Below are 20,936 nucleotides of genomic sequence, written 5' to 3'. Positions count from 1 at the left end.
TTAGTTCATTTTTATCCTTCCGTTGGCGCGATCATGGTCATCCCTACACGTTGACGCTTCTCATCAATTTCTACTACCCATACATCTACGATATCGCCAACAGTCACGACTTCAAGTGGATGTTTCACAAAGCCCTTCTTCAACCGGGAAATGTGCACGAGTCCGTCGTTTTTCAGACCGATATCCACAAACGCTCCGAAATCGACCACGTTGCGCACAGTACCTTGCAGCTTCATGCCCACACTGAGATCAGACAGCTGGAGGACATCACTTCGCAGGAGTGGTTTTGGCAGCTCGTCACGCGGGTCGCGACCAGGACGCAAGAGACTGTCTACAATGTCTTGCAGTGTTGGCTCGCCAATCCCGAGCTTCGAAGCGGTCTCCTTTACATCCAAAGACTGCAAGCGTTCCTTGCAGTTCTCACTGCCGATCTCCTGAGCGCTAATCCCCAGCATCGACAACAGCTGGTGGGTCGCCTCGTACGATTCCGGGTGAATCGGTGTTTTATCCAGTGGATTCGCTCCATCCATCACGCGGAGAAACCCGATACACTGCTCGTACGTTTTAGCACCTAAGCGCGGAACCGCCTTCAACTGGGAGCGCTCCGTGAACTTCCCGATCTCGTCCCGTTTTTTCACGATATTCCCCGCCACTTGGCGGCTGATCCCTGATACATACTGCAACAGAGAAGGAGAAGCGGTATTCACATCTACCCCGACATGGTTTACCGCTGACTCAACTACAAACTGCAAGCTGTCTGCCAGTCTCGATTGGGAAACATCGTGCTGGTACTGACCGACCCCGACGGACTTTGGATCGATTTTGACCAACTCAGCGAGCGGGTCTTGCAAACGTCGCGCGATTGAGGCCGCACTTCGCTCTGCTACATCCAGATCCGGGAATTCTTCCTTGGCCAAGGCCGATGCAGAATACACGGATGCACCTGCCTCGTTCACGATGATGTACATCACCTCTCGCTTCAGCTCTTTTAGCAGCGTGGCAATGAACTGTTCTGTCTCACGCGAAGCTGTACCGTTCCCAATCGCGACAACCGTAACTCCATAGGTTTCGATCAACTGCTTCACTTTCACTGTAGCTTCTGCCACTTTATTGGCCGGAGGGGTTGGATAAACGACGGCAACCTCCAGAAGTTTGCCGGTTTCGTCTACAACGGCGAGCTTACAGCCCGTCCGAAACGCCGGATCTACCCCAAGTACGACTTTGCCTTTTACAGGCGGTTGAAGCAGCAAATTGCGCAGGTTTTCTGCAAAGATGTGAATAGCACGTTCCTCGGCTGCCTCTGTCAGCTCGGCGCGTACCTCTCGTTCAATAGAAGGGGCAATCAGACGTTTATACGCGTCCTCGACTGTCAATGTCAGCAGATCGCGGACAACTGTATCACGCGGAATGGTGCGTTTTTGCATCCAAGCCAAAATCTCTGCGACTGGGGCTTCAATAGAAACCTTCAAAATACCTTCGTTTTCTCCCCGATTGATGGCCAGTACCCGATGCGGAACGACCTTTTTTAGAGGCTCACTATATGCGTAATACATTTGGTATACATTTTTCTCGTCTGCTTCTTCGGCTTTCTGCTCCGTCAGAAGCAATCCTTTTTGCACGGATCGCTGGCGAACCCACTGGCGAATTTCTGGGTCATCAGACAGAACTTCCGCCACGATGTCCATTGCGCCTTGCAGAGCTTGCTCAGTCGTCTCGACGCCTTTCTCCGGGTTGATATATGTTTTTGCTTCTTCTTCTGGATTCCCGGTTTTCGGTAAGCTCATGAGGTAGTTGGCAAGTGGCTCTAGTCCCTTCTCCTTGGCCATGGTTGCTCGTGTGCGGCGTTTTTGGCGGTAAGGGCGGTACAGGTCCTCTACCTCTTGCAGCTTTGTCGCACGCTCAATAGCTGTGCGCAGCTCGTCCGTCAGCTTGCCTTGCTCATCGATGAGTCGAACAACTTCTTCCTTCCGCACTGACAGGTTGCGTAAATAGCGAACGCGTTCCTCAATCGCTCGAATTTGTGTTTCATCTAGCTGCCCCGTCATTTCTTTGCGGTAGCGGGCAATAAAAGGAACCGTGTTTCCTTCATCCAGGAGGGCAACCGTGCGCTCCACCTGGTGAGGTTTGACACCCGTATCTTGGGCGATTGTCTGGATCATCAACGTAAGCTCCATACCTGTCCTCCTGCGCTCATTCTTCGTCGTTTATTGTACCACATTTGCTAACAAGGACTGGAAAAAGGGAAGAAAAAAGAGGAGCCACTTGGCCCCTCTACGTTGCGGTTTCCAGCTGTTCCACTTTCAATGCTTCTCTCAGCTTGCCCAACGCCCTGCGTTGAAGGCGGGAAATATGCATCTGCGACATCCCCATGATGTCCCCAGCTTGCTTCTGACTCAAATTTTGATAAAAAGTTAATTGAATGATTTCTTTTTCACGGTGATCCAAAATTTGCAGGGCCCGCTCCAGCATCAGATTCTGCTCGACTGCTCCGTACCCTTCTTCCGTCGTCCCGACTAGGTCGAGTAAAGAAATGGTGTTGCCGTCCAGATCCGCTTCCAGCTCGCTGTCCATAGAGAGAGAATGGTAGCTGCGCCCCATCTCCAATGTCTCTAGAATCGCTTCCTCTGTAACTCCGAGGCTGTTGGCAATGTCTGCAATTTGGGGAGAGCGCTGCAGCTTGATCGTGAGCTCGTCGACCACTCTTTTGATCTTCGGGCTCAGTTCCTTTACCCTGCGCGGAACATAGACACTCCATGTCTTGTCCCGAATATAACGCTTAATCTCCCCCACGATAGTCGGGATGGCAAAGCTCTCAAATGTCCGCTCAAAGCTAGGGTCGAACCGGCGAAAGGAAGCAAGCAAGCCGATTAATCCGACTTGCACGAGGTCTTCATACATGACTTGTCCGCGAACAAACTTCTTCGCTAACGATTCCACAAGAGGAGTATAGGCCCTCACCAGTTGTTCCTGTATCGCTGGATCTTTTGTTTCACCATACAGGTGGATGAGCTCCTTCAACTCCTCTGGACTATATTTCTGCTTCCGAGTCTGTCCAGTCATTGCCAGCCACCCCATCCTGCCGAACATACTTGGTCATGGAGACTACTACTCCTGACTCAGAGCGAATCTCCACCTCATCCATAAGCGTGTGGATGAGATAGAGCCCGAGCCCCCCTTCATCCAAATCCTCAAGGTTTTTCCCCGCATAAATCGGCGTCAGTTGCTCAGCAATGAGCTCATTTGAAAACCCAACGCCCTGATCGCTTACCTCGATTACCAATCGATCTTCATAAACATGGCATTGGATATGAATGGAGGAAGGATTCTCTGTTTCCTTGTATGCATGTCTTACTACATTCGTGCATGCTTCTCCGACGGCAAGCTTGATATCCTCAATCTCATCATAAGAAAAGCCCATACGGTTGGCTATACCGGATACAGTCAGACGTGCTACTCCCAAATACTCCGCCTTGCTTGGCAAAGTCAATTGAATCACGTCTGTCTGAGGTCGATTTTGACCCATTACTCGCTCTCTCCTTTGCGGATGGCAATATGATCGTATAAGCCAGTGATGCGAAATAGCCTTTCCACACGCGGAGACAATTTGTGCACCTCAAATGTACGATTTCGTTGAATGCACTCTTTCATAATCCCGATGAAAATTCCGATTCCGGTACTGTCCATGTATTCTACTGCTTCCAAATCAACCGTAATGCGATTGATATCCGGCTTGGTGACGAGTGATAGGAGTGTTTCCTTTACTTTCGGTGCTGTAAATGCATCAATATCTCCACCAAGGACCACTCGGTACTCAGTTTCAAGGCTCGTTGTCTTAATTAGCAGGTCCATCTGCGTCTACCCCCCGTACGTTGCTTAGGTTCTTCGAAGTACAATCATGGTGTAATCATCCAGCAGGTCAAACTGGGAGAGCAGAAGAAGTCTATTGTACAGGCCGTTTGCCATCTTTTGGGCAGAATTTCCCACTTCTTTTTGCAAATGGTGTACAAGCTCTTCCCTTTGCAAATAATATCGGTTATTTTTGCATTCTGTTACACCATCCGTCAGAAGAATCAGAACATCATTTATTTCCAAATGAATCTCCTGAACAGCGTATTCACTGTTTGGGCATAAACCGAGTGCATTCCCTCGCCCCTCGAGATCGTAAAACTTTCCTTCTGCCGACCTGTACAAAAATCCTGGTTCATGTCCTGCCATGGCATAACGGAAACAGTGTTCCTTCGAGTCGTAACTGCCAAACAGCATCGTCACAAACATGCTCGGATCAATATTTCTTCCCACGATCCGGTTTAAATGGTGCAGCATTTCATCGGGACCCAGCTCCATTTGTCCAAGGCTGTCTATCGCATATTTCACCATCGACATACACATCGCAGCAGGCATTCCTTTTCCGGTAATGTCTGCAATGGCGACGCCGAAACGTCCTTCGGTTTGTTCAATGAAGTCGTAATAGTCGCCCGAGATTTGTTTCGCGGCAATGCTAACTACGCCAATCTCCAGTTCTGGATAGACTGGAACCTCACTTGGCAAAAGTGATTGCTGCATCGCTTTCGCCACGGCTATTTCTGATTCCATCTGCTGATGCCGATTGCGCCAGCTATTTACGGATCGGTGCTCGTTCCCATATTCAATCATGACCTCTGTCAAAATGGAGAAGGAGGAGCGCACAAACTCTGGCACTTCCCCGAGCTGCTCAAGCGCTTGCGCATGCAAATCAGTAATTTCTTCTGGCGAAATATCTCGAGAAAGCATCCATTTGCCCAACTGCTGGGCTCCGTAAAGCTGGTCTTCACCTTGAGCACTCAGGTAATCCCGAAGAATTTTTACATACTCTTCTCGGAAGCTCCGGGTTACCATCTATCTCATTCCTCCCTTGCTTAATCGCTCCACTTCACAACTATGACACGCGTCCCTTCTCCCAGGGTACTGTGGATCTCAAATTCATCCATCATGCGCTTGACACCCGGCAATCCGGCCCCGAGGGCACCCGAAGTCGAATAGCCATCATCTAACGCCTGACGAATATCAGGAATCCCTGGACCGCTGTCATTTGCTGTTATTTGCAAGCCGATCACTCCTTCGCGCTCAACCGGCGAAATGGTGATCGTCCCCGTTCCCGCATACAAATAAATGTTGCGAGCCAATTCAGAGATTGACGTGGCGATGCGGGACTGCGTGATCGTGCCAAAGCCAAACAGCTTCGACATATTTCGTCCTACCTGCCGCGCCGTCACGATGTCTGATTCTTGTTCTATATTGATTGTCTCAGGAGAATAGTCTGCCACAACCAAAAAAACCCCTTCCGCCTCGCTTGGTAGGTAGAAATGAGTTTTTTCTCTACCTCGAAAAATAAATCATATTGTGTCACATTTTGTCTTATGTTCTCTTTTCGAACAGTTCGATATGCACCTACGAAATCCCTGCAAATCTGACAGCAAAAAACCACTTGCTTCACTCAAGTGGCTTTTCCTATCAAATCGTCTGATCTTTTTTCACATGTTAAAAGTCAATGAGTCCTAAGCTGATTTGCAAGGATTCATTAACCCGATCCATCATCTCGTCATCGAGATGCGTAATTTTATCAGTGAGACGTTGTTTGTCAATGGTTCGTATTTGTTCCAACAGAATAACGGAGTCACGATCAAATCCATAAGTTTTTGCGTCAATTTCCACATGCGTAGGCAGCTTCGCCTTTTGAATCTGCGCCGTAATGGCTGCGACGATGACCGTCGGACTAAATCGATTTCCAATGTCGTTTTGAATGACTAAAACAGGCCGTACGCCTCCTTGCTCAGAGCCAACGACCGGGGACAGGTCCGCGAAAAACACATCGCCACGTTTGACAATCACCAGTCACACCCCGCTAACTAAGCGGACAAGAGTATGGTCAGCCTCTTCTTCAGCGCCAAAAGCCTCCGATGCCATATTCAGATTGATCTTCGCCATCTCCATGTACCCTTTTTGCATGGTCTCACGGATTGTACGTTTTTTTCGCTCTTTCAAATACAAATGCATCGCTTGACGAATAAACTCGCTGCGATTGGATTTTTCCTTTTGAATAACGCCATCCACTTCCTGAAGCAAGTGTTGTGGCAAGCTGATCATGATGCGTTTCGTGTTTGACTTCGACAAGACAAATCCACCTCCAACCATGACCGTAACTTCCATCCGCTATGCTGGTTCTAGAAAGAACAGCCAATATGAACAATACCATTATGTCGAATCCATTGCAAAAATATACCTACTGTGCGCTTTTTCGGTGAGAAACGTGAGTGTAAGCAATCCAAAGGTGCAGGTGAAGACTTCGTTTACCCAAAAAAGCCAGCTTTTTCGCTTAACTAGTATTCGTGTTCCACGGGAAAATTCCTGCTAATTTTCCCTGCTAGTTATTTACATTTTCACGAAGACGAGTGCTTCATCGTCAATGGGTGAAATACGTCCGTTACTTTCTGGTCGCGCAAATAGAGGCGCGGAATTCGGTAATTCAGCATACAAGGAACCTCGTAATTGATTGTTCCCAGCAAATCGGCAATTTCATCCAAGGTGATTTCCTCGTCCCCTTGCTTGCCATACAAGACGACCTCATCATTGACCGCTGCTTCTGTCGACTTCAGGCTGACCATGATTTGGTCCATGCAAACTCTGCCTGCAATCGGGTAGCGTGATCCATTGTACAACACCTCACCGCGATTGGACAAAAGGCGAGAATAGCCATCTGCGTATCCGATCGGCAGTGTTGCAATCCACTCGTCAGGCTGTGCTGAATATGTAGCACCATAGCTGACCGTGAATGGCTCATCTGCCTTCTTCACGTGGGCAATTTTGGTCTTGAGCGCCAAGGCGGGAGCAAGTATGACATCCGCACGTTCTTTCATGTACAAAGAAGGATACAATCCGTATAAACCTATGCCTAAACGAATCGTATCATACCCCCAATCGGGAAATGCGATAGCCGCAGCCGTATTGCAGCAATGAACGGTCGGCAATGCTTTATTTGCTTCACGCAATGCTTGCAAAAAGGATTGAAACAAGTCGTGTTGTCGTCGCACATGGGTCGTATCTGGTTCATCCGCGCAGGCAAAATGCGTAAAAATGCCTGTCCACTCAAGCTTAGAGCATTCTTCAAGAGCACTTACAACCGCAAGCAAATCTTCCTTTGTTCGAACACCCAAACGTCCCATCCCCGTATCGGTCTTCACATGAATCCCGACAGGCTTGTGATCATTTTTTTGAAGGATGGCGTTCGCTTCCGTGATCCATTCGACGCTGTAAGCGGTTAACTGCACTTCCAGCTCGCTTGCGGTGACAATGGATTCGACAGGTGTGTATCCCAACACTAAAATCGGCGCTGTGATCCCTGCCCTCCGCAAAATAAGCGCTTCATCGAGCAATGCGACTGCAAGTGAATCTGCACCGCTCGCCAAGGCTTCTTTTCCGACATGGACAGCGCCATGACCATACCCGTCTGCTTTCACAACAGCCATAATACCCGTTTTTTCTGGCAAATGGCGTTTGAATGCCTCGAGGTTCGCCCGGATGGCATCCAAATCAACCTCTACCCAAGTGTCACGACAAAACGATTTCATTCCTATCTCCTCTTGTTCCCTTTTTTATAGTAAAACAAGCGTTCATTTAAATGACTGAGAAATTGCCTGGAAACCATCAATGATTCCTTTTTGCCGCCTACACGATAAAAGTGGCGGCCTTCATAAATTTGCTCGACTTCAGACAGCGGGTAGCTCTTTTCCTGTCCTGACATGGATATAATCAGGTGGGTCTTGGTCAGCTTGTACACTGGACGCAAAACCGATTTGTACAGAAACGGAGACAATCCCACAACAGCAATGGCAATGGCAAAAACAAGCACCTTGAATCTCGTGTCATTGGTCGGGAAAAATTGAGAGAGAATCATCATTCCCAGCACAAACATGACTGTCTCGTTAATGCGCATTTTCCAGCTTTTTCGCAGGAGCATGTCTTTGTAGGTCGATGCTTCCTGGTACAAAACTTCGTTAGACGGTTTCTTCATGTAAAGCATGCCACCTCATTCAATAAGTTACTCTGAATGTATCGTGTTTTCCCGCTGTGTGTCAATTCGCGGATTGTCCTTTCACCTCATTCGCACGTTGGTTTTTATGTACAAATCGACCCTCATCGGCCAATCCCGAGAAAATAGAAAAGCAGATGGGATTAGCTCCCACCTGCTGACTTTTCTACATGGTTTGCTCCTGGTCTTTTTCCTCTTTTTCATGTCTTGGGAAAACAACTTTTTCAAAGCTGCCGTCCACCATCTTTTGCACCATCGCTGTCAATTCCTCGCTGCGTTTGTCTGCTTGCTCCTGTGTCAGCTTGCCTGCCTCTACTGCTTCTTTCAGCTTGGCTTCGTGCTGACCTACCAAGAGCTCGATGAGGTCATCCACTTCAACGCCTTGCTCCTTGGCGATGGTCGCCAACGATTTTCCTGCTTTTTGCTCTTCCTTCAGCTTGTCTGCATCCAGCTTGAGGAGGGACAGCAGTTCTTCATTTTTCTCAATGCCCATTCCTTTACCCGGTCCGCGTCCGTGATGCGTGTTTTGCACCATTTCTTTTACCCGCTCACTGGCGTTCTCATTCATTTTGTCGGCTTGTTCCTGTGTCAGCTTCCCGGCGGTTACCGCTTCTTTCAGCTTAGCTTCCTGTTGTTTCACCAACAGCACTACCAGATCATCCACAGATACGCCTTGGGCTTCTGCGATGGCAGCCAGCGATTTGTCCGCTTTCAGCTCTTCTTGGAGTTTATCGGCATCCAGCTTCAAGAGGGACAGCAGCTCTTCGTTTTTCTCGAAGCCACCGATGAAGCCTCCTCTGCCGAAGCCTTTATCTGGTTTGGTGTTTTCTACCTGTTCTTTTACGCGATCGTTCAGATTTTCAGACAGCTTATCTGCCTGCTCCTGCGTCAGCTTGCCTGCCGCTACTGCTTCCTTCAGTTTGGCCTCTTGCTGGTCAACTAGAAGTGCCACGACATCTGCGGTGTCAACTCCTTGGGCTTGTGCAATCGCTGCAAGTGTTTTCCCTGCCGCAAGCTCTTCTTTCAGCTTGTCAGCATCCAGCTTTAACAGCGAGAGCAGCTCTGTATTTTCTTTGAAGCCCACTCCACCGTGGTGGCCCATCTTGCCAGTTTTGAATTTTACTTCAGCGGGTTTATTCAATGAAGTTGGTTTTGCTGAATCGGCTGCCATTGCTCCGCCTATGCTACCCAGACTCAGAACCACTGCCATCGTTCCCATCAGCATTCCCATTTTCGTTTTGCTAAACATATACACTCAACCCTTTCGTCTTTGCTCGTGTAGTGTGCTTGTTCTGTGGTACAAGACCAAGTGTACATGGGTATTTTTAGATTCCCGTTTGAGAAAAAAGGAAAACTTGAGGGAAAATCGTAAAAAACTATGGAGGGCATTCTGGTTTGAGTCAACATGGTGGAGGAAAAGAAAAAGCACAGTTCTCTTCGACTCTGACACGCCAGCGCGGATGATTGACTGTCCGTCTCCACTCCAAAAAGGGGACCGTCGAGCCAAAGCCACCCTACGGGCAGAAGTTTCTCAAAGAAGAAGTGTTCGACAAGCGTGGTCCCCTTTTTAGAGTTCCAACTGGGAAGGCATTGTCAAGGTCTGCGAGCCCTGTGCTTTTTCTTTTCGCCAGCTTTTTGGATTCATCGCTCCCTTTAAAACTTAGGAAGATTATCCTTTGAGTATCAACAGGGGATATTTTTCTTAGTAGTAGAACAAAGCCGCTTGGGAAGAAGTGCATTTCCAGTCCAAGCGCCTCTGGAGCCCACCTGAGCGTAGGATTGAATGTCGGGGAATTTCAGCTTCACTTATGAACTACTTCATCGAAACTTCTACGTTTGAAGCGCTCCCGACATTCAATCCGGAGCGGACAGTCTAACCCCTTGCAGGGCGTAGGCCGAAGCGTAGACTGGAGATGCGCTTCTTCCCCTCCACAGCAGCTACATTCTAAAGCAAAAACAAAAGAGGACGGCATTCACCGTCCCCTCTCCCACGCTTTTATTTTGCGCTAAGACCATATGTCGACTGTGCGACATTCACCATTTCTTCCTCAGGCAGATCCCCCGCGATTGTATATTCGATGCCGTCGAGCTCCCACGTCAGAAGCCGCTGGTTTTCACCTGTCTGCGCGAGCACACCAACCGTAAAGCCGAGGTTCACAGGCATGCCTTGCTCATACGATACGGATGCTGCTGTCGGGCGCCCTTCGATTACCTTGTAGTTGTAGGTCCCTTTGTAGGTTAAGATAACTTTTCTCTCTCCATCACGGGTGACTGGCTCGATATCTGCTTGCGTAACCCCTTCTGGCATATACGTAGGGACGATGACACCGAATTGGCTGTTCGGTTGTTTCACGACCTGTCCATTTGATTGCGCCATTGTTGGGATTGTTGTCAACGAGCTCGTTGTCATGTTGCGCTCTTTGTCAAAGGCGTCTTTGTCAAACATAGGGTTGAACGAAAAATCAGTGAAATCAATTCGTACGAGCGGATTCATGCTAGCATCCATAATTTCGGCGTGCGTCGGTTTGAAATCTTCTGTCAGCCAAATTTTTTGCTTGGTCAAAGAACGATTGCCGCTGTAGTTCGCTTTCACTTCGAATACATACTGTTTTTCTTCCATCTTCATTTGGCGCTCCGTGTCATCGATAATGCTCTTGGCTAGCGTTTCGTATAAATATAACGGTCCGTTGTTCTCAGGCCAGCCACTTTGGAAGCGGAAGCTCTTGTTCAGATGCGGGGTCAGTACGAAGACTCCTTCATTGTTTCGCAAGATGATTTGTGTAATGCCACGCTGCTTCGAGGTGAGAGCTACCCGATAGTTGGTTGGCTTTTCATACCAGACCTGAACATCGTACTCCATGGGGGTAGAGCCTGTCTGCATGGTCAAAACTGCCTGAGACTTGTACCCAGTCATTTTTCCCAGCGCACCGTTCAGGTCGCTCACCACATCTTCTGGTGTTTTCTGACCGAAACAACCGCCGAGGAACAGGGTGAAAACCAACAATAACACCAGTGGTAAAGCTACCCGTTTCATTCAATGAACTCCTCCTTGTCATTATTTTCGACAAAGAAGGGCATCCCTGTCTATTTCCTGGGAAATCTGTCAGTCTCTCGCCCATGCAGCGCATATCGTGTCAATGGTTGCGAATGGTTACGAAGCTGGCGATATATCGCTTGGATTGGCTACAGACTTAGCCTTCCTATGTAAGAGCAGGTAGTCCCTCCTGATCTACGCGATATAAATGTATGTCCATCCTCGTCCCAATATGCAGACAAGTTAATTGGTTTTTTCAAACATCTATCGTTCTTCTACAATGACTTGCGCAATCGCATGCGTTTGGCTATGCGAAATGCTCACATGAATATGAACACGCGCGGGGTCGAGATCAAGCTTGCTGTACACCTCGTTCTTTATGGTCATGACGGGCTTGCCCGAATGATTCGGAAGGATTTCCATATCCAAAAAACTAAGTACAGCACCAATACCTGTGCCTAGAGCCTTTGCTCCCGCTTCCTTTGCAGCAAATCTGCCGGCAACCATTTCCGCCTGTCTCGTCTCTGCCTTTCCCTGTAGGAGCTGTTGTTCACCTGTGGTCAAAAAGCGTTTGATTGCACTCTCTTGTCTTTTTATCAAAGTAGCGATGCGCTCTATTTCTACAATATCTACACCTGTTCCAATGATCATGAGCACTTGCCTCCTGGTGGGCTGATTTACGAATCACAGTATCATCCACTTCCACGCTTTTGCAAGTGCGGGGATAGAAACCACATTCCATGCATAGACTTTACGTAAAAAAATAAAACCCCCGCAAATTGCGAGGGCTTTTGTCCGCTGGCTCCTACTCAGTAGCTTGGCCAGAAGATTGTTGTGCAGCCGATTGTTGGTTTTGACGGCGAACTTCCGCAACATTTGTCTCACTTGCGAATTCAGTCGCAGCACCTTGGGAAGCAGCGCGTTGTGCAGCTTGTTGAGCCGATTGTTGGTTCTGACGACGAACCTCTGCTGCATTTGTTTCGCTTGCGAATTCAGTCGCAGTGTTTGCTGCTTGGCTAGCTTGGTTCGCTTGGCCCATACCTCTGTTTTGTTTAGGCATCGTTACATTCACCTCCTCGACGTCACTGAATATAATTTGTACAGCCCCCTATGTGCGTATCCATCCTTATTTTTCCAAATCATGCTGTTGTTTACTTGCTTTGTCTCGACCGATCATTCATATTGGAAGGAGCAAGGCTTTTACTCTGCTTTTGAAAGGAGCAATTCTGTATGGCTCACAAGGTTATTATCTATACCCAAGTCACTTGCGGTCCTTGTCAGGAAGAAAAAATGTGGCTGACTTCAAACAACATTGCTTTCGAAGACAGAGACATCCGTCAAAATGAGGCTTTTTTCCAGGAAGCCATTCAGTTAGGCGCCAGCATGACACCTGTAACCTACATTGAAAAGGAAAACGGCGAGCAAATTGTCATCCATGGGTTTGACAAGGAAGAACTAAAAAAAGCGTTGGATCTCAATTGATCCAACGCTTTTTACGACTGATCAGCCAAATGAAGGTTCACTTGCAACTGATTTTTGTTTGACGACTGGCGACATGTCCGGCAAGTTAGACAAAATTTGCTTCACTTCAGGACTGCATTCCGTATTTACGGAGTAATAAACCCATGGTCCTTTCCTGCGCTCTTTGACCAAACCATGCGTTTTTAACTTAGCCAAGTGCTGGGAAACAGAAGGCTGGGAAGTTTGCAAAATTTCCACGAGATCACGGACACATAAGGACTGTACTTGCAGGAGAGCCATGATCGTCAAGCGCGTCTTGTCACCAAGTAGCTTATAAGTCTCTGACAAAAACAGTACCTGCATCAAATCCATTTCCATAAGGAACCCACCTTTGCCTTACATATCTGTTTATCAGTATACTATATGGCTTATATGATGGGGAAGATAGAACGCAAAAGTTATGTGAACCCTGCTTATACATCCTGCTTTTTCATCGCCTCAATGATCTTGTCTGCAGTGCGAGCCGCCAGCGCCATGACTGTATTTGTCGGGTTGCTTCCACTCGAGGTAACGAATGTAGAAGCACCTGCTATGAAAAGATTAGGTATGTCATGTGACTGCCCATATTCATTCACAACAGAGGTTTCTCTGTCATTCCCCATCCGGCATCCTCCCATGAGATGAGCGGTATCAGAAACCACATGCTCCGGCTTCCCCCCCATCGCTTCTATAATCCGGTTCATTTGCTCAATGGCATGCTTGTAAAGCTGTTTGTCGTTCTCCTGATAACTGAACGTTACCGTAGGGATCGGCATTCCGTATTCATCTTTTTCCCCTGAGAGCGTCACTCTGTTATCAGGATGAGGCAGCACTTCCCCTACCAAGGTGATCCGCGCATACATATTGTAATCCAGCATCGTTTCTCGAAGCTGTTTTCCCCATAAATACGAGCCGTCTTCCCTCTCGGCAGCAATGGCAGCCGCCATCCCGACCGGACGTACCCCGTGTGCACTCAATGTATACCCGCGGGCAAAACCTCGTTCCCGGTCCGTCTCATAAAAATGCTGGGTCAAGGCAAGGACAGGTGTTCCCTTATACAATCGCACTTCCTCCGGGAGACGTCCGTATACATCATGACTGGAGTGAGGCATAATAGCTTTTCCTACCCACCCGCTTGAATTCGCCAGCCCTTGCGGAAACTGAGCATTCGCCGAACTGAGCAGCAATCGGGGTGTCTCCACGACAAACCCGGCCAAAATGACTACACGAGCCATTTGCCTGTGCGTCAAGCCATTATGGTTGAACACCACACCGCTGACCCGGTCGCCAGCCATCAAAATTTCCGTCACCATGCAGTCGGACAGTACCTCTGCCCCCTCCGCTATCGCTTTGGGAATATGATGAATCAACCCGCTGTACTTAGCATTCGGCATGCACCCTTGATTGCAAAAGCCACGATTGATACAGGGTGGACGTCCATCAAAGGGAGCCGATAAAATCGCTAGAGGGGCGACCACACTCTCGATTCCCAGCTTCTCGCACCCTTCCCGGAACAGTTGGGCATTTGCACTGATTGGCTCCCGAACAGGGTACGGATACGGACCTTGAAAGGAACCCCACGGAAAATGATTCGGACCTGAGACCGCAATCTCCCGTTCGATCTTGTCGTAATACGGGGCAAGGTCCTGATACGTAATCGGCCAGTCTTCCCCTACGCCGTCTACGGTCTTTGTCTTAAAATCACTCTCGTGGAAACGCAGGAACACCCCCGTAAAATGCACGGTGCCTCCCCCAATTCCCCGTCCTGAGTTGTTATGTCCCAAACGCAGTGGGTCTTTGCCTGCTACCAGCCTCGTTTCCTGCCAGGCCAATCTCCGCATCGACAGTTCATCACTGGCAAAATCGTGTTGCGGGTCCCAAAACGGCCCTGCTTCCAGTACGACTACGCGCAACCCGGCCTTTGCCAGCTCATAAGCCAGTACGCCTCCTGCCGCTCCAGCACCTACGATGCACACATCTGCGTCATCAGCGTATTTTCTTTGATCCACAGGAGTAGGGCGATGAGTAATCGTATGATGGTCATGACTCGTCATTTGCTTTTGCCTCCCATGGGTCCGTCAATCCTTTTTCCACCCGTACATAGCCTCGCGGATAAGCGGGTCCGCCATAGCCGATATCTGACCAAACTAACGGATGCGAATAGTACGCACTGACTGTGTCATGCAGCAATCGCTTGAAAAAATCTGCGGGAGCAAAGTCTTTCCACGCCTCCTGGTTTTGGATGCTCCCATTCGCGACGTGCTGAAGAACGACTTCCTGCTGATCTAGCTTCAACGCAACAAAATCAGTTCCATAAGCGGCATGACTCTCCGCATCAATCCCTTTCAAGCCCGAGCGGTAGAGCGCTTTTTTTGGTGGAACTCCGACCTTACGTTGTGATTCACCGATGTTGCTAGCCGTCGTATTATCCAGATGCTCTACTACAAAGGTCAGCACCTCCAAACGGTGATCATTGACCAATACGCCTACGACTGTCTGCAAGAGCAAGGATTCAGGCTTCGTAAAAAATTGATTGGCAATCGCGGGCATTCGTCTGGCGCCTACCACTTTCCTGGTGTGAGCATCCCACTCTGTATGCTGGTCCCAAACATCATAGGATGGGTAACGTCTAGGCTTTTCCATGTCCTCTCACCCCTTTGAAAACGATTTTTACCAAAACAGCGCAAGAAGCCCTAATGCTGATATTGCCGTGATCAGTAAAGGAAGAATCACAGGAGGCCCGACGAGAAAATTTTGACTTTGTGAATAACCTCCCACACGCTGCCCAACCCCGACCGTATGCAAATAGGCCCCGTACAAACCACCAGCTATGCCGGCTACCATCATCAAAGCAAACACCCAACGCAGCCATCCCGCATTCACAAACGATAAAACAATAGCAGTAACCGCAAATACAGGGAGCTCAAGCACGGGAATCCACATTGCCCAATGGCGGAAGTTTTGTCTTGAGTGAAAAAGTGTGACCTGAACCGCAATCAGGGCAAACGCCAATCCAGTAAAAAGAATGAGTACGCGTTCGATCGGCCAGCCGTACCACATGGAAACATCCTCCTTTTTACGTACGATGCGCCTATTTTTTCCTACCATGTTCTGTCCTATTCCGCTTGTTCCACAGCAAGCCGTCTGATAAAAGAAAAACGCCTGCTGACTATTAACCAGCAGGCGTTTCATTCCCTATGAAAAATAAACCAACGTCAGATACAAACCGAGCAAGGTGAACGTCAATGTCGGTATGGTCAAAATAACCCCCGTCCGAAAATACTGCCCCCACGTAATCGTCACGTCTTTGCGTCCCAAGACATGCAACCAGAGCAAGGTGGCCAGTGATCCAATCGGCGTCATTTTCGGCCCCAAATCGCTCCCGATCACATTCGCGTAGATCATTGCTTCCCGCAACACTCCGTCTGCCTGTGTCCCGGCAATTGCCAGCGCGTTGAATATGACTGTCGGAAGATTGTTCATGACAGAGGAAAGAGCAGCAGCCAGAAAGCCTGTTCCCAAGGTCGTTGCCAATAAACCATGCGCCATGAACCAATCCAAGGTGTCCTTGACCAAATCAGTCAATTTCGCGTTGTGCAGCCCCCACACCACGACATACATGCCAATCGAAAAAACAACGACTACCCACGGTGCTTCTTTCATAATCCGCCGCATGGCGATCGCTTCACTTTTTCTTGCAGCCAAGCAAAAAATGATGGCTGCCCCAGCAATAATGATAGAAACGGGCGTATGGATAGACTCGCTAATAAAAAAACCAATCAACAGGACCGCAAGAATCGGCCACGCCAGGCGAAACATTCTATGGTCGCGAATCGCTTCCTCCGGATTTTTCAGATGGGAAAGGTCAACCTGCGCTGGGATGCTTTTGCGAAAATATAGGTACAAAACCAGCAGACTTCCACCAATCGAAAACAAAGTCGGAATGATCATTTTAGCCGCATACGCAGCAAACCCAATATCAAAGTAGTCAGCTGAAACAATATTCACCAGATTGCTAATCACAAAGGGCAAAGAGCTCGTATCTGCAATAAACCCACTTGCCATGACAAATGCCAAAACCGCTTTCCCATCCAGCTTCAATGCCCGCACCTGTGCCAACACAATCGGTGTCAAAATCAAGGCTGCCCCATCATTCGTAAACAAGGCGGATACGAGTGAACCAAGCAGGATGACATAGACGAACATAAGCCGCCCATTCCCTTTGGCAAAACGAGCCATATGGAGCGCCGCCCATTCAAAAAAACCGATTTCGTCCAATACGAGCGAGATGATGATAATTCCGATTAGCGCTAGTGTCGCATTCCAAACAATGGAGGTTACCTCTGCAACATCACCGATCGTGACTACCCCGATCGCCAAGGCCAACAGTGCTCCACCGACAGCCGGATATCCAATCGACAGCCCCCGCGGTTGCCAGATAACCAGTGTCAACGTGATCAGAAAAAGGAAGAATGAAATCCAAACCACTGCATATATCTCCTTTCCAAAAAACCAAAAAGAACGGACCTCGAAAAGTCCGCTCTCCTACCATACTACAAATTGAAATTATCCGAAACGTCCGGTAATGTAATCCTCTGTTCTTTTATCACGAGGATTTTGGAAGATCGTCGGGGTACTGTCAAATTCGACTAGCTCTCCATTCAAGAAAAACGCAGTCTTATCGGAAATACGTGCTGCCTGCTGCATGTTGTGCGTCACGATTACAATCGTATAACGGTTCTTCAGCTCTTCCAACAGCTCTTCGATTTTGGCTGTCGAAATCGGGTCCAAGGCAGAGGTTGGCTCATCCATCAAAATGATTTGTGGCTGCACAGCGAGTGCCCTTGCGATACAGAGGCGTTGCTGCTGACCACCGGAAAGCCCTGTTGCTGGCTTTTTCAGTACATCCTTCACTTCATCCCAAAGGGCTGCTGCCTTGAGGCTTGTCTCTACCAACTCGTCCAGCTTGTTACGATCGTTCATGCCATGGAGTCTCGGCCCGTATGTGATGTTGTCATAGATGCTCTTCGGAAATGGATTCGGATGCTGAAACACCATACCGATATTTTTGCGAAGTCGCTCAACTTCTACACGAGAGCTATAAATATCCTCGTCGAACACTTTTACCGTTCCCGTAATTTTGGTGTTCGGTACAGAGTCGTTCATTCGATTCAGCGTCCGCAAAAATGTAGACTTACCGCAGCCAGACGGACCAATTAAGGCTGTAATGGAATCAGGCTCTACATCCAGATTTATATGATAGAGGGCTTGCTTATTACCGTAGAAGAGATTCAACTCTCTCACCGAAATAACACTCATACGGTCTTCGCTCCTTCGTGGTTGTTACGTCCTTTTACTTTCCCACTATAGCGCACCAATGTTAGGTTTCCGTGTGAAGTTTATTAAGTTTCGATAAAGATTTCGTCTTAGGACTTTTTACATAGGTCATCTTACATTAATTTATGGTAAATCTTGCTGGTAAAGCATATACGCCCCTCTAGGTACCCCCTACAATAAAGCTGAACGTTTTGATAAGGGGAGAACAATTAATGCCAGACATAAGAAAACTATGGGGTCACTCGTCGTTTCATTATCGTTCAATTTTCACCAGGCTGTTCGCAGGCATCATGGGCATGGTTGTCTGCATGATGGCAATTGCCGCTTTCTTCATCAGCTATCAATCTGAAGCCACACTCAATGAAAAAACAAAGCAGCAATTACACGAAGCATCAGGTGCAGCTCTACAGAAAGTACATAGCAGGGTCTATGACATCGTGACCGCCTTGCAATCATTTGCTTCCACTTATAAAAACAGCAAAATCACTAACAGTCAGATCTTTGGCATTTTTACTGATTTATCTACCAGCAATCCTACGATTTCCGAATTACAGATCGTCACGACAGACGGACGGTATTTGACCTTTCCGGGATCACCCCTCGACAGTTCCTACGATCCGCGAAAAATGGATTGGTATGAGGGCGCATTGAATCAACCGCAGCAGGGGGTTTTTGTCTCAGATGTCTTCCAGTTTTCCGAGACGGAATTTCCCAAGATCGCCGTCTCACTCCCTTTGCGCAATGAAGACGAGGAGCCCGTAGGCGTCGTCGTGGCATTTGTCTCTGTCCCGAAGCTGAGCGAATCTATTGGGCAGATCAAACTGGGGGAAACCGGATACGCCATGATCGTTGATCAACAAGGCAAGCTGGTCGCTCATCCCGACCAATCCTACGCGTTACAACGCCCTCTTCTCTCGGAGCTTGCGATCGTGCAAAACGTCATCGCTGGTCAATCTGGGTACGAGCCGAGCAGAATCGATGGAGTGGAGACATTTGCCGCCTATCAATTTGACCCTTCCCTAAAATGGGGAGTAATCGTCGTACAGTCGGTATCAGAGGTAACGCAAGAGGTCCGTCGCCTTCAGCTAACCATTTTGGCCGTCTCACTCGTCGGACTCGCTGCACTCGCCCTGATGCTGTATGTGTACGTTCGCCGAATCATCAAGCCGATTAAGGAAGCACAACAAAAAATGTCCGCCTTTAGCGAGGGCGATCTGCTGCAAACCATGCACGTACAAAGCAATGATGAAATTCGTCAGTTGGCTGACAGCTTCAATCGAATGAGTGAACAAATCCGGACGATCATCGGTAAAATCCAGTATGTCATCTCAGACGTCAAACAAGTAGCCGATCATGTAGGAAAAGGTTCCCGCCATTCTCATGCCATGCAGTCAGAAGTCGTAACCGTAACAGAGCGGCTTGCCCAAGAGATGGACAACCAGCAGGAGCAGATCGATGATATCCACGCCACGATGGCCGACATCACGCAAGAAATGTCTCGGATCACAGACTCCATGGAAAAAGCAATTGTACAAAGCCAGGAATCACGTCAGCAAAATGCCAAAGCAGCAACCTCCATTGATTTGCTAAAAGAAAATATGCACAATATCTCAGAGGATATGAAAGCTTCTATGCATGCCATGTCCTCCATGAGAGAAAGCATGAGTGACATCAACGAAATGCTCGGTCTGATTTCCGCCATCTCCAAGCGAACTAAGCTTTTGTCCTTCAATGCTCGAATCGAAGCTTCCAGGGCTGGCCAAGCCGGAGTCGGCTTCAGCGTCGTAGCAGATGAAATTCGCCTGCTGTCGGACCAGACAGAAGAGGCATCAGCTCGTATTCAAAAGGTAATTGAATCAGGGGAAGAACGAATGGAGCACGTAGCCGCCTGCTTGCAAACGACCGATCATGCCACTGTAAATGGCATTCAAACCTTGCACCAGGCCGCTTCTATCTTCCACAATACGATCCAGCTCAGTGAAGCATTGACTGCGCAATTTGAATCGATCAGACTGCTCACAGGAACAATCTCGACACAGAGCCAAGCCATTTCACAGCGGGTAGATAATCTGTCTGCCTCTGCACAGCAAGTAGTATCAGGCACACAGCAAGCCGTAGCTGCCAATCAAGAAAGTCTATCCTTATCGGAGCAATTTCTCGACGACTCCCTGCGCCTGACAGAAATCGTAGAGGATCTCGAACAAACCATCAAATTTTTTCGAGCCAGAGAAACAACCCCTTGTTTGAAAAATTCATGATATCATAAAGTGAATGTGAACTTTACACAAACCTATCCTATGAAAGGGGATGTCTGGACCTTGGATAAGCGTTCCATTCACTTTTATGTCATAGCCCTAATTGTACTGCTAGCAATGTCACTCTTAACATTTATCAAGGTCTTTGTTCATAGCCACTATCTGCGTTACTTGTTTTTGGCGATATTTTTTGTTGGCTTGATAGTCGGTTATGTTCGATATTTGATGAAGGTCAAAAGCGAGAACATGCAGCATCAAAGCAAATGGTACAAATATGGATTTTTACTTGCTTTTGCCATCATCTATATGGCTATCAAATATGGTGTAAAAGCTGTTGTAGGCTATGAGGCTTCCAGCGAAGACTACGGCACTGTCATCGCGTTCTTTTTCTTGGGTCTGTTTATTTCCTACTATGGTCTTTATACACGATATTTGCGGAAAGCCTGAAACCAATAGAAACAAGAAGCCCTCCTGCAAGCTGATTTGAAGTGCCCCCTGTCAAGTAGACAGTGAAAAAAACAAAAAGCTTAGACACCAATCTGAACCTAGGTTGGTGTCTTCTTTATGCCACAGGACTTTGTAGATATTGTCGATATTCTAGGGGTGTCATACGGTTTAGCCTTTTCTGGTACCGATGATTATTGTAGTAATTTATGTATTCCGTAATGGCTACTTCTAGCTCTTCGTATGTATTGAATTTCTGTAGATAGTACATCTCCGATTTGAACATTCCCCAGAATGATTC

Annotated in this window: 24 protein-coding genes; 3 read left to right on the top strand and 21 right to left on the bottom strand. The window is 48.1% G+C overall.

Features of this window, described 5'->3' with window-relative positions; genetic code table 11:
* Positions 1-11: 11 nt before the first annotated feature.
* The 14 genes from C7R91_RS19955 to C7R91_RS19880 form a co-directional block, all read right to left on the bottom strand.
* On the bottom strand, positions 12-2,174 hold the full coding sequence (locus tag C7R91_RS19955; protein ID WP_047074027.1) for a Tex family protein: 2,163 nt from the start codon (positions 2,172-2,174) through the stop codon (positions 12-14).
* Between the two features lie 97 nt (positions 2,175-2,271).
* Positions 2,272-3,060 (bottom strand): RNA polymerase sigma factor SigB, encoded by a 789-nt coding sequence (gene sigB, locus C7R91_RS19950; RefSeq protein WP_047074025.1) that lies wholly within the window; start codon positions 3,058-3,060, stop codon positions 2,272-2,274.
* Positions 3,029-3,523 (bottom strand): anti-sigma B factor RsbW, encoded by a 495-nt coding sequence (gene rsbW / locus C7R91_RS19945; protein WP_047074023.1) that lies wholly within the window; start codon positions 3,521-3,523, stop codon positions 3,029-3,031. The genes sigB and rsbW overlap by 32 nt, the downstream gene beginning before the upstream one ends.
* A complete protein-coding gene (locus C7R91_RS19940; RefSeq protein ID WP_047074021.1) occupies positions 3,523-3,849 on the bottom strand; it encodes an anti-sigma factor antagonist in 327 nt (108 codons plus the stop codon). Before C7R91_RS19940 ends, rsbW begins: the two co-directional genes overlap by 1 nt.
* Positions 3,850-3,873: 24 nt before the next feature.
* Positions 3,874-4,875 carry a PP2C family protein-serine/threonine phosphatase gene (locus tag C7R91_RS19935; protein ID WP_047074019.1) on the bottom strand — a complete coding sequence of 334 codons (1,002 nt, stop codon included), beginning with the start codon at positions 4,873-4,875 and terminating at the stop codon, positions 3,874-3,876.
* 20 nt (positions 4,876-4,895) lie between these two features.
* Positions 4,896-5,309, bottom strand: a complete 414-nt coding sequence (locus C7R91_RS19930) for an anti-sigma regulatory factor (RefSeq protein ID WP_047074017.1) — start codon at positions 5,307-5,309, stop codon at positions 4,896-4,898.
* Positions 5,310-5,517: 208 nt separating this feature from the next.
* Complete coding sequence (locus tag C7R91_RS19925; protein ID WP_005830205.1) at positions 5,518-5,868, bottom strand: type II toxin-antitoxin system PemK/MazF family toxin; 351 nt, start codon at positions 5,866-5,868, stop codon at positions 5,518-5,520.
* A 3-nt stretch (positions 5,869-5,871) separates the two neighbouring features.
* Positions 5,872-6,171, bottom strand: a complete 300-nt coding sequence (locus C7R91_RS19920; RefSeq protein ID WP_007721089.1) for a CopG family ribbon-helix-helix protein — start codon at positions 6,169-6,171, stop codon at positions 5,872-5,874.
* Between the two features lie 245 nt (positions 6,172-6,416).
* Positions 6,417-7,604 carry an alanine racemase gene (gene alr, locus C7R91_RS19915; RefSeq protein ID WP_047074013.1) on the bottom strand — a complete coding sequence of 396 codons (1,188 nt, stop codon included), beginning with the start codon at positions 7,602-7,604 and terminating at the stop codon, positions 6,417-6,419.
* 2 nt (positions 7,605-7,606) lie between these two features.
* Complete coding sequence (locus tag C7R91_RS19910) at positions 7,607-8,047, bottom strand: hypothetical protein (protein WP_047074011.1); 441 nt, start codon at positions 8,045-8,047, stop codon at positions 7,607-7,609.
* Positions 8,048-8,231: 184 nt separating this feature from the next.
* Entirely contained in the window at positions 8,232-9,314 is a 1,083-nt protein-coding gene (locus C7R91_RS19905) for a coiled-coil domain-containing protein (protein ID WP_047074009.1), read from the bottom strand.
* 747 nt (positions 9,315-10,061) lie between these two features.
* Complete coding sequence (locus C7R91_RS19890) at positions 10,062-11,099, bottom strand: outer membrane lipoprotein-sorting protein (RefSeq protein WP_047074007.1); 1,038 nt, start codon at positions 11,097-11,099, stop codon at positions 10,062-10,064.
* 264 nt (positions 11,100-11,363) lie between these two features.
* Entirely contained in the window at positions 11,364-11,750 is a 387-nt protein-coding gene (gene acpS, locus C7R91_RS19885) for a holo-ACP synthase (RefSeq protein WP_047074005.1), read from the bottom strand.
* A gap of 154 nt (positions 11,751-11,904) precedes the next feature.
* On the bottom strand, positions 11,905-12,159 hold the full coding sequence (locus C7R91_RS19880) for a gamma-type small acid-soluble spore protein (RefSeq protein WP_047074004.1): 255 nt from the start codon (positions 12,157-12,159) through the stop codon (positions 11,905-11,907).
* A 170-nt stretch (positions 12,160-12,329) separates the two neighbouring features.
* On the opposite strand from C7R91_RS19880, the gene C7R91_RS19875 reads away from it, so the two are divergent.
* Positions 12,330-12,581: a glutaredoxin family protein gene (locus tag C7R91_RS19875; RefSeq protein ID WP_012684236.1), complete on the top strand. Its 252-nt coding sequence runs from the start codon at positions 12,330-12,332 to the stop codon at positions 12,579-12,581.
* A gap of 21 nt (positions 12,582-12,602) precedes the next feature.
* Here C7R91_RS19875 and C7R91_RS19870 read toward each other — a convergent pair whose 3' ends face one another.
* The 6 genes from C7R91_RS19870 to pstB all read right to left on the bottom strand — a co-directional run bounded on the left by C7R91_RS19870 (position 12,603) and on the right by pstB (position 17,918).
* Positions 12,603-12,938: an ArsR/SmtB family transcription factor gene (locus tag C7R91_RS19870; protein WP_047074001.1), complete on the bottom strand. Its 336-nt coding sequence runs from the start codon at positions 12,936-12,938 to the stop codon at positions 12,603-12,605.
* Positions 12,939-13,033: 95 nt separating this feature from the next.
* Positions 13,034-14,653, bottom strand: coding sequence for a GMC family oxidoreductase (locus C7R91_RS19865; RefSeq protein ID WP_047074000.1), 1,620 nt, complete (start codon positions 14,651-14,653; stop codon positions 13,034-13,036).
* Complete coding sequence (locus C7R91_RS19860; protein ID WP_047073998.1) at positions 14,640-15,242, bottom strand: gluconate 2-dehydrogenase subunit 3 family protein; 603 nt, start codon at positions 15,240-15,242, stop codon at positions 14,640-14,642. Before C7R91_RS19860 ends, C7R91_RS19865 begins: the two co-directional genes overlap by 14 nt.
* A 27-nt stretch (positions 15,243-15,269) precedes the next feature.
* The gene (locus C7R91_RS19855) at positions 15,270-15,659 is read right to left on the bottom strand and encodes a hypothetical protein (protein ID WP_047073995.1); all 390 of its coding nucleotides are present in this window, start codon (positions 15,657-15,659) and stop codon (positions 15,270-15,272) included.
* Between the two features lie 135 nt (positions 15,660-15,794).
* Positions 15,795-17,087 carry an arsenic transporter gene (locus C7R91_RS19850; protein WP_047073993.1) on the bottom strand — a complete coding sequence of 431 codons (1,293 nt, stop codon included), beginning with the start codon at positions 17,085-17,087 and terminating at the stop codon, positions 15,795-15,797.
* Positions 17,088-17,165: 78 nt separating this feature from the next.
* Positions 17,166-17,918, bottom strand: coding sequence for a phosphate ABC transporter ATP-binding protein PstB (pstB, locus tag C7R91_RS19845; RefSeq protein WP_047073991.1), 753 nt, complete (start codon positions 17,916-17,918; stop codon positions 17,166-17,168).
* A gap of 230 nt (positions 17,919-18,148) precedes the next feature.
* Here pstB and C7R91_RS19840 point away from each other — a divergent pair, with 230 nt between their 5' ends.
* Positions 18,149-20,194, top strand: a complete 2,046-nt coding sequence (locus tag C7R91_RS19840; RefSeq protein WP_047073989.1) for a methyl-accepting chemotaxis protein — start codon at positions 18,149-18,151, stop codon at positions 20,192-20,194.
* Between the two features lie 60 nt (positions 20,195-20,254).
* Entirely contained in the window at positions 20,255-20,638 is a 384-nt protein-coding gene (locus C7R91_RS19835; protein WP_236697972.1) for a hypothetical protein, read from the top strand.
* Between the two features lie 115 nt (positions 20,639-20,753).
* Here the strand turns inward: C7R91_RS19835 and C7R91_RS19830 are convergent.
* Positions 20,754-20,936, bottom strand: a 183-nt coding sequence (locus C7R91_RS19830; RefSeq protein WP_146142146.1) for an IS3 family transposase, incomplete at its 5' end; no start/stop codon positions are given.

The organism is Brevibacillus formosus (assembly GCF_003013405.1).
In the GTDB taxonomy this organism is placed as follows: domain Bacteria; phylum Bacillota; class Bacilli; order Brevibacillales; family Brevibacillaceae; genus Brevibacillus; species Brevibacillus formosus.
This window is presented reverse-complemented; position numbering and strand designations above follow the sequence as displayed.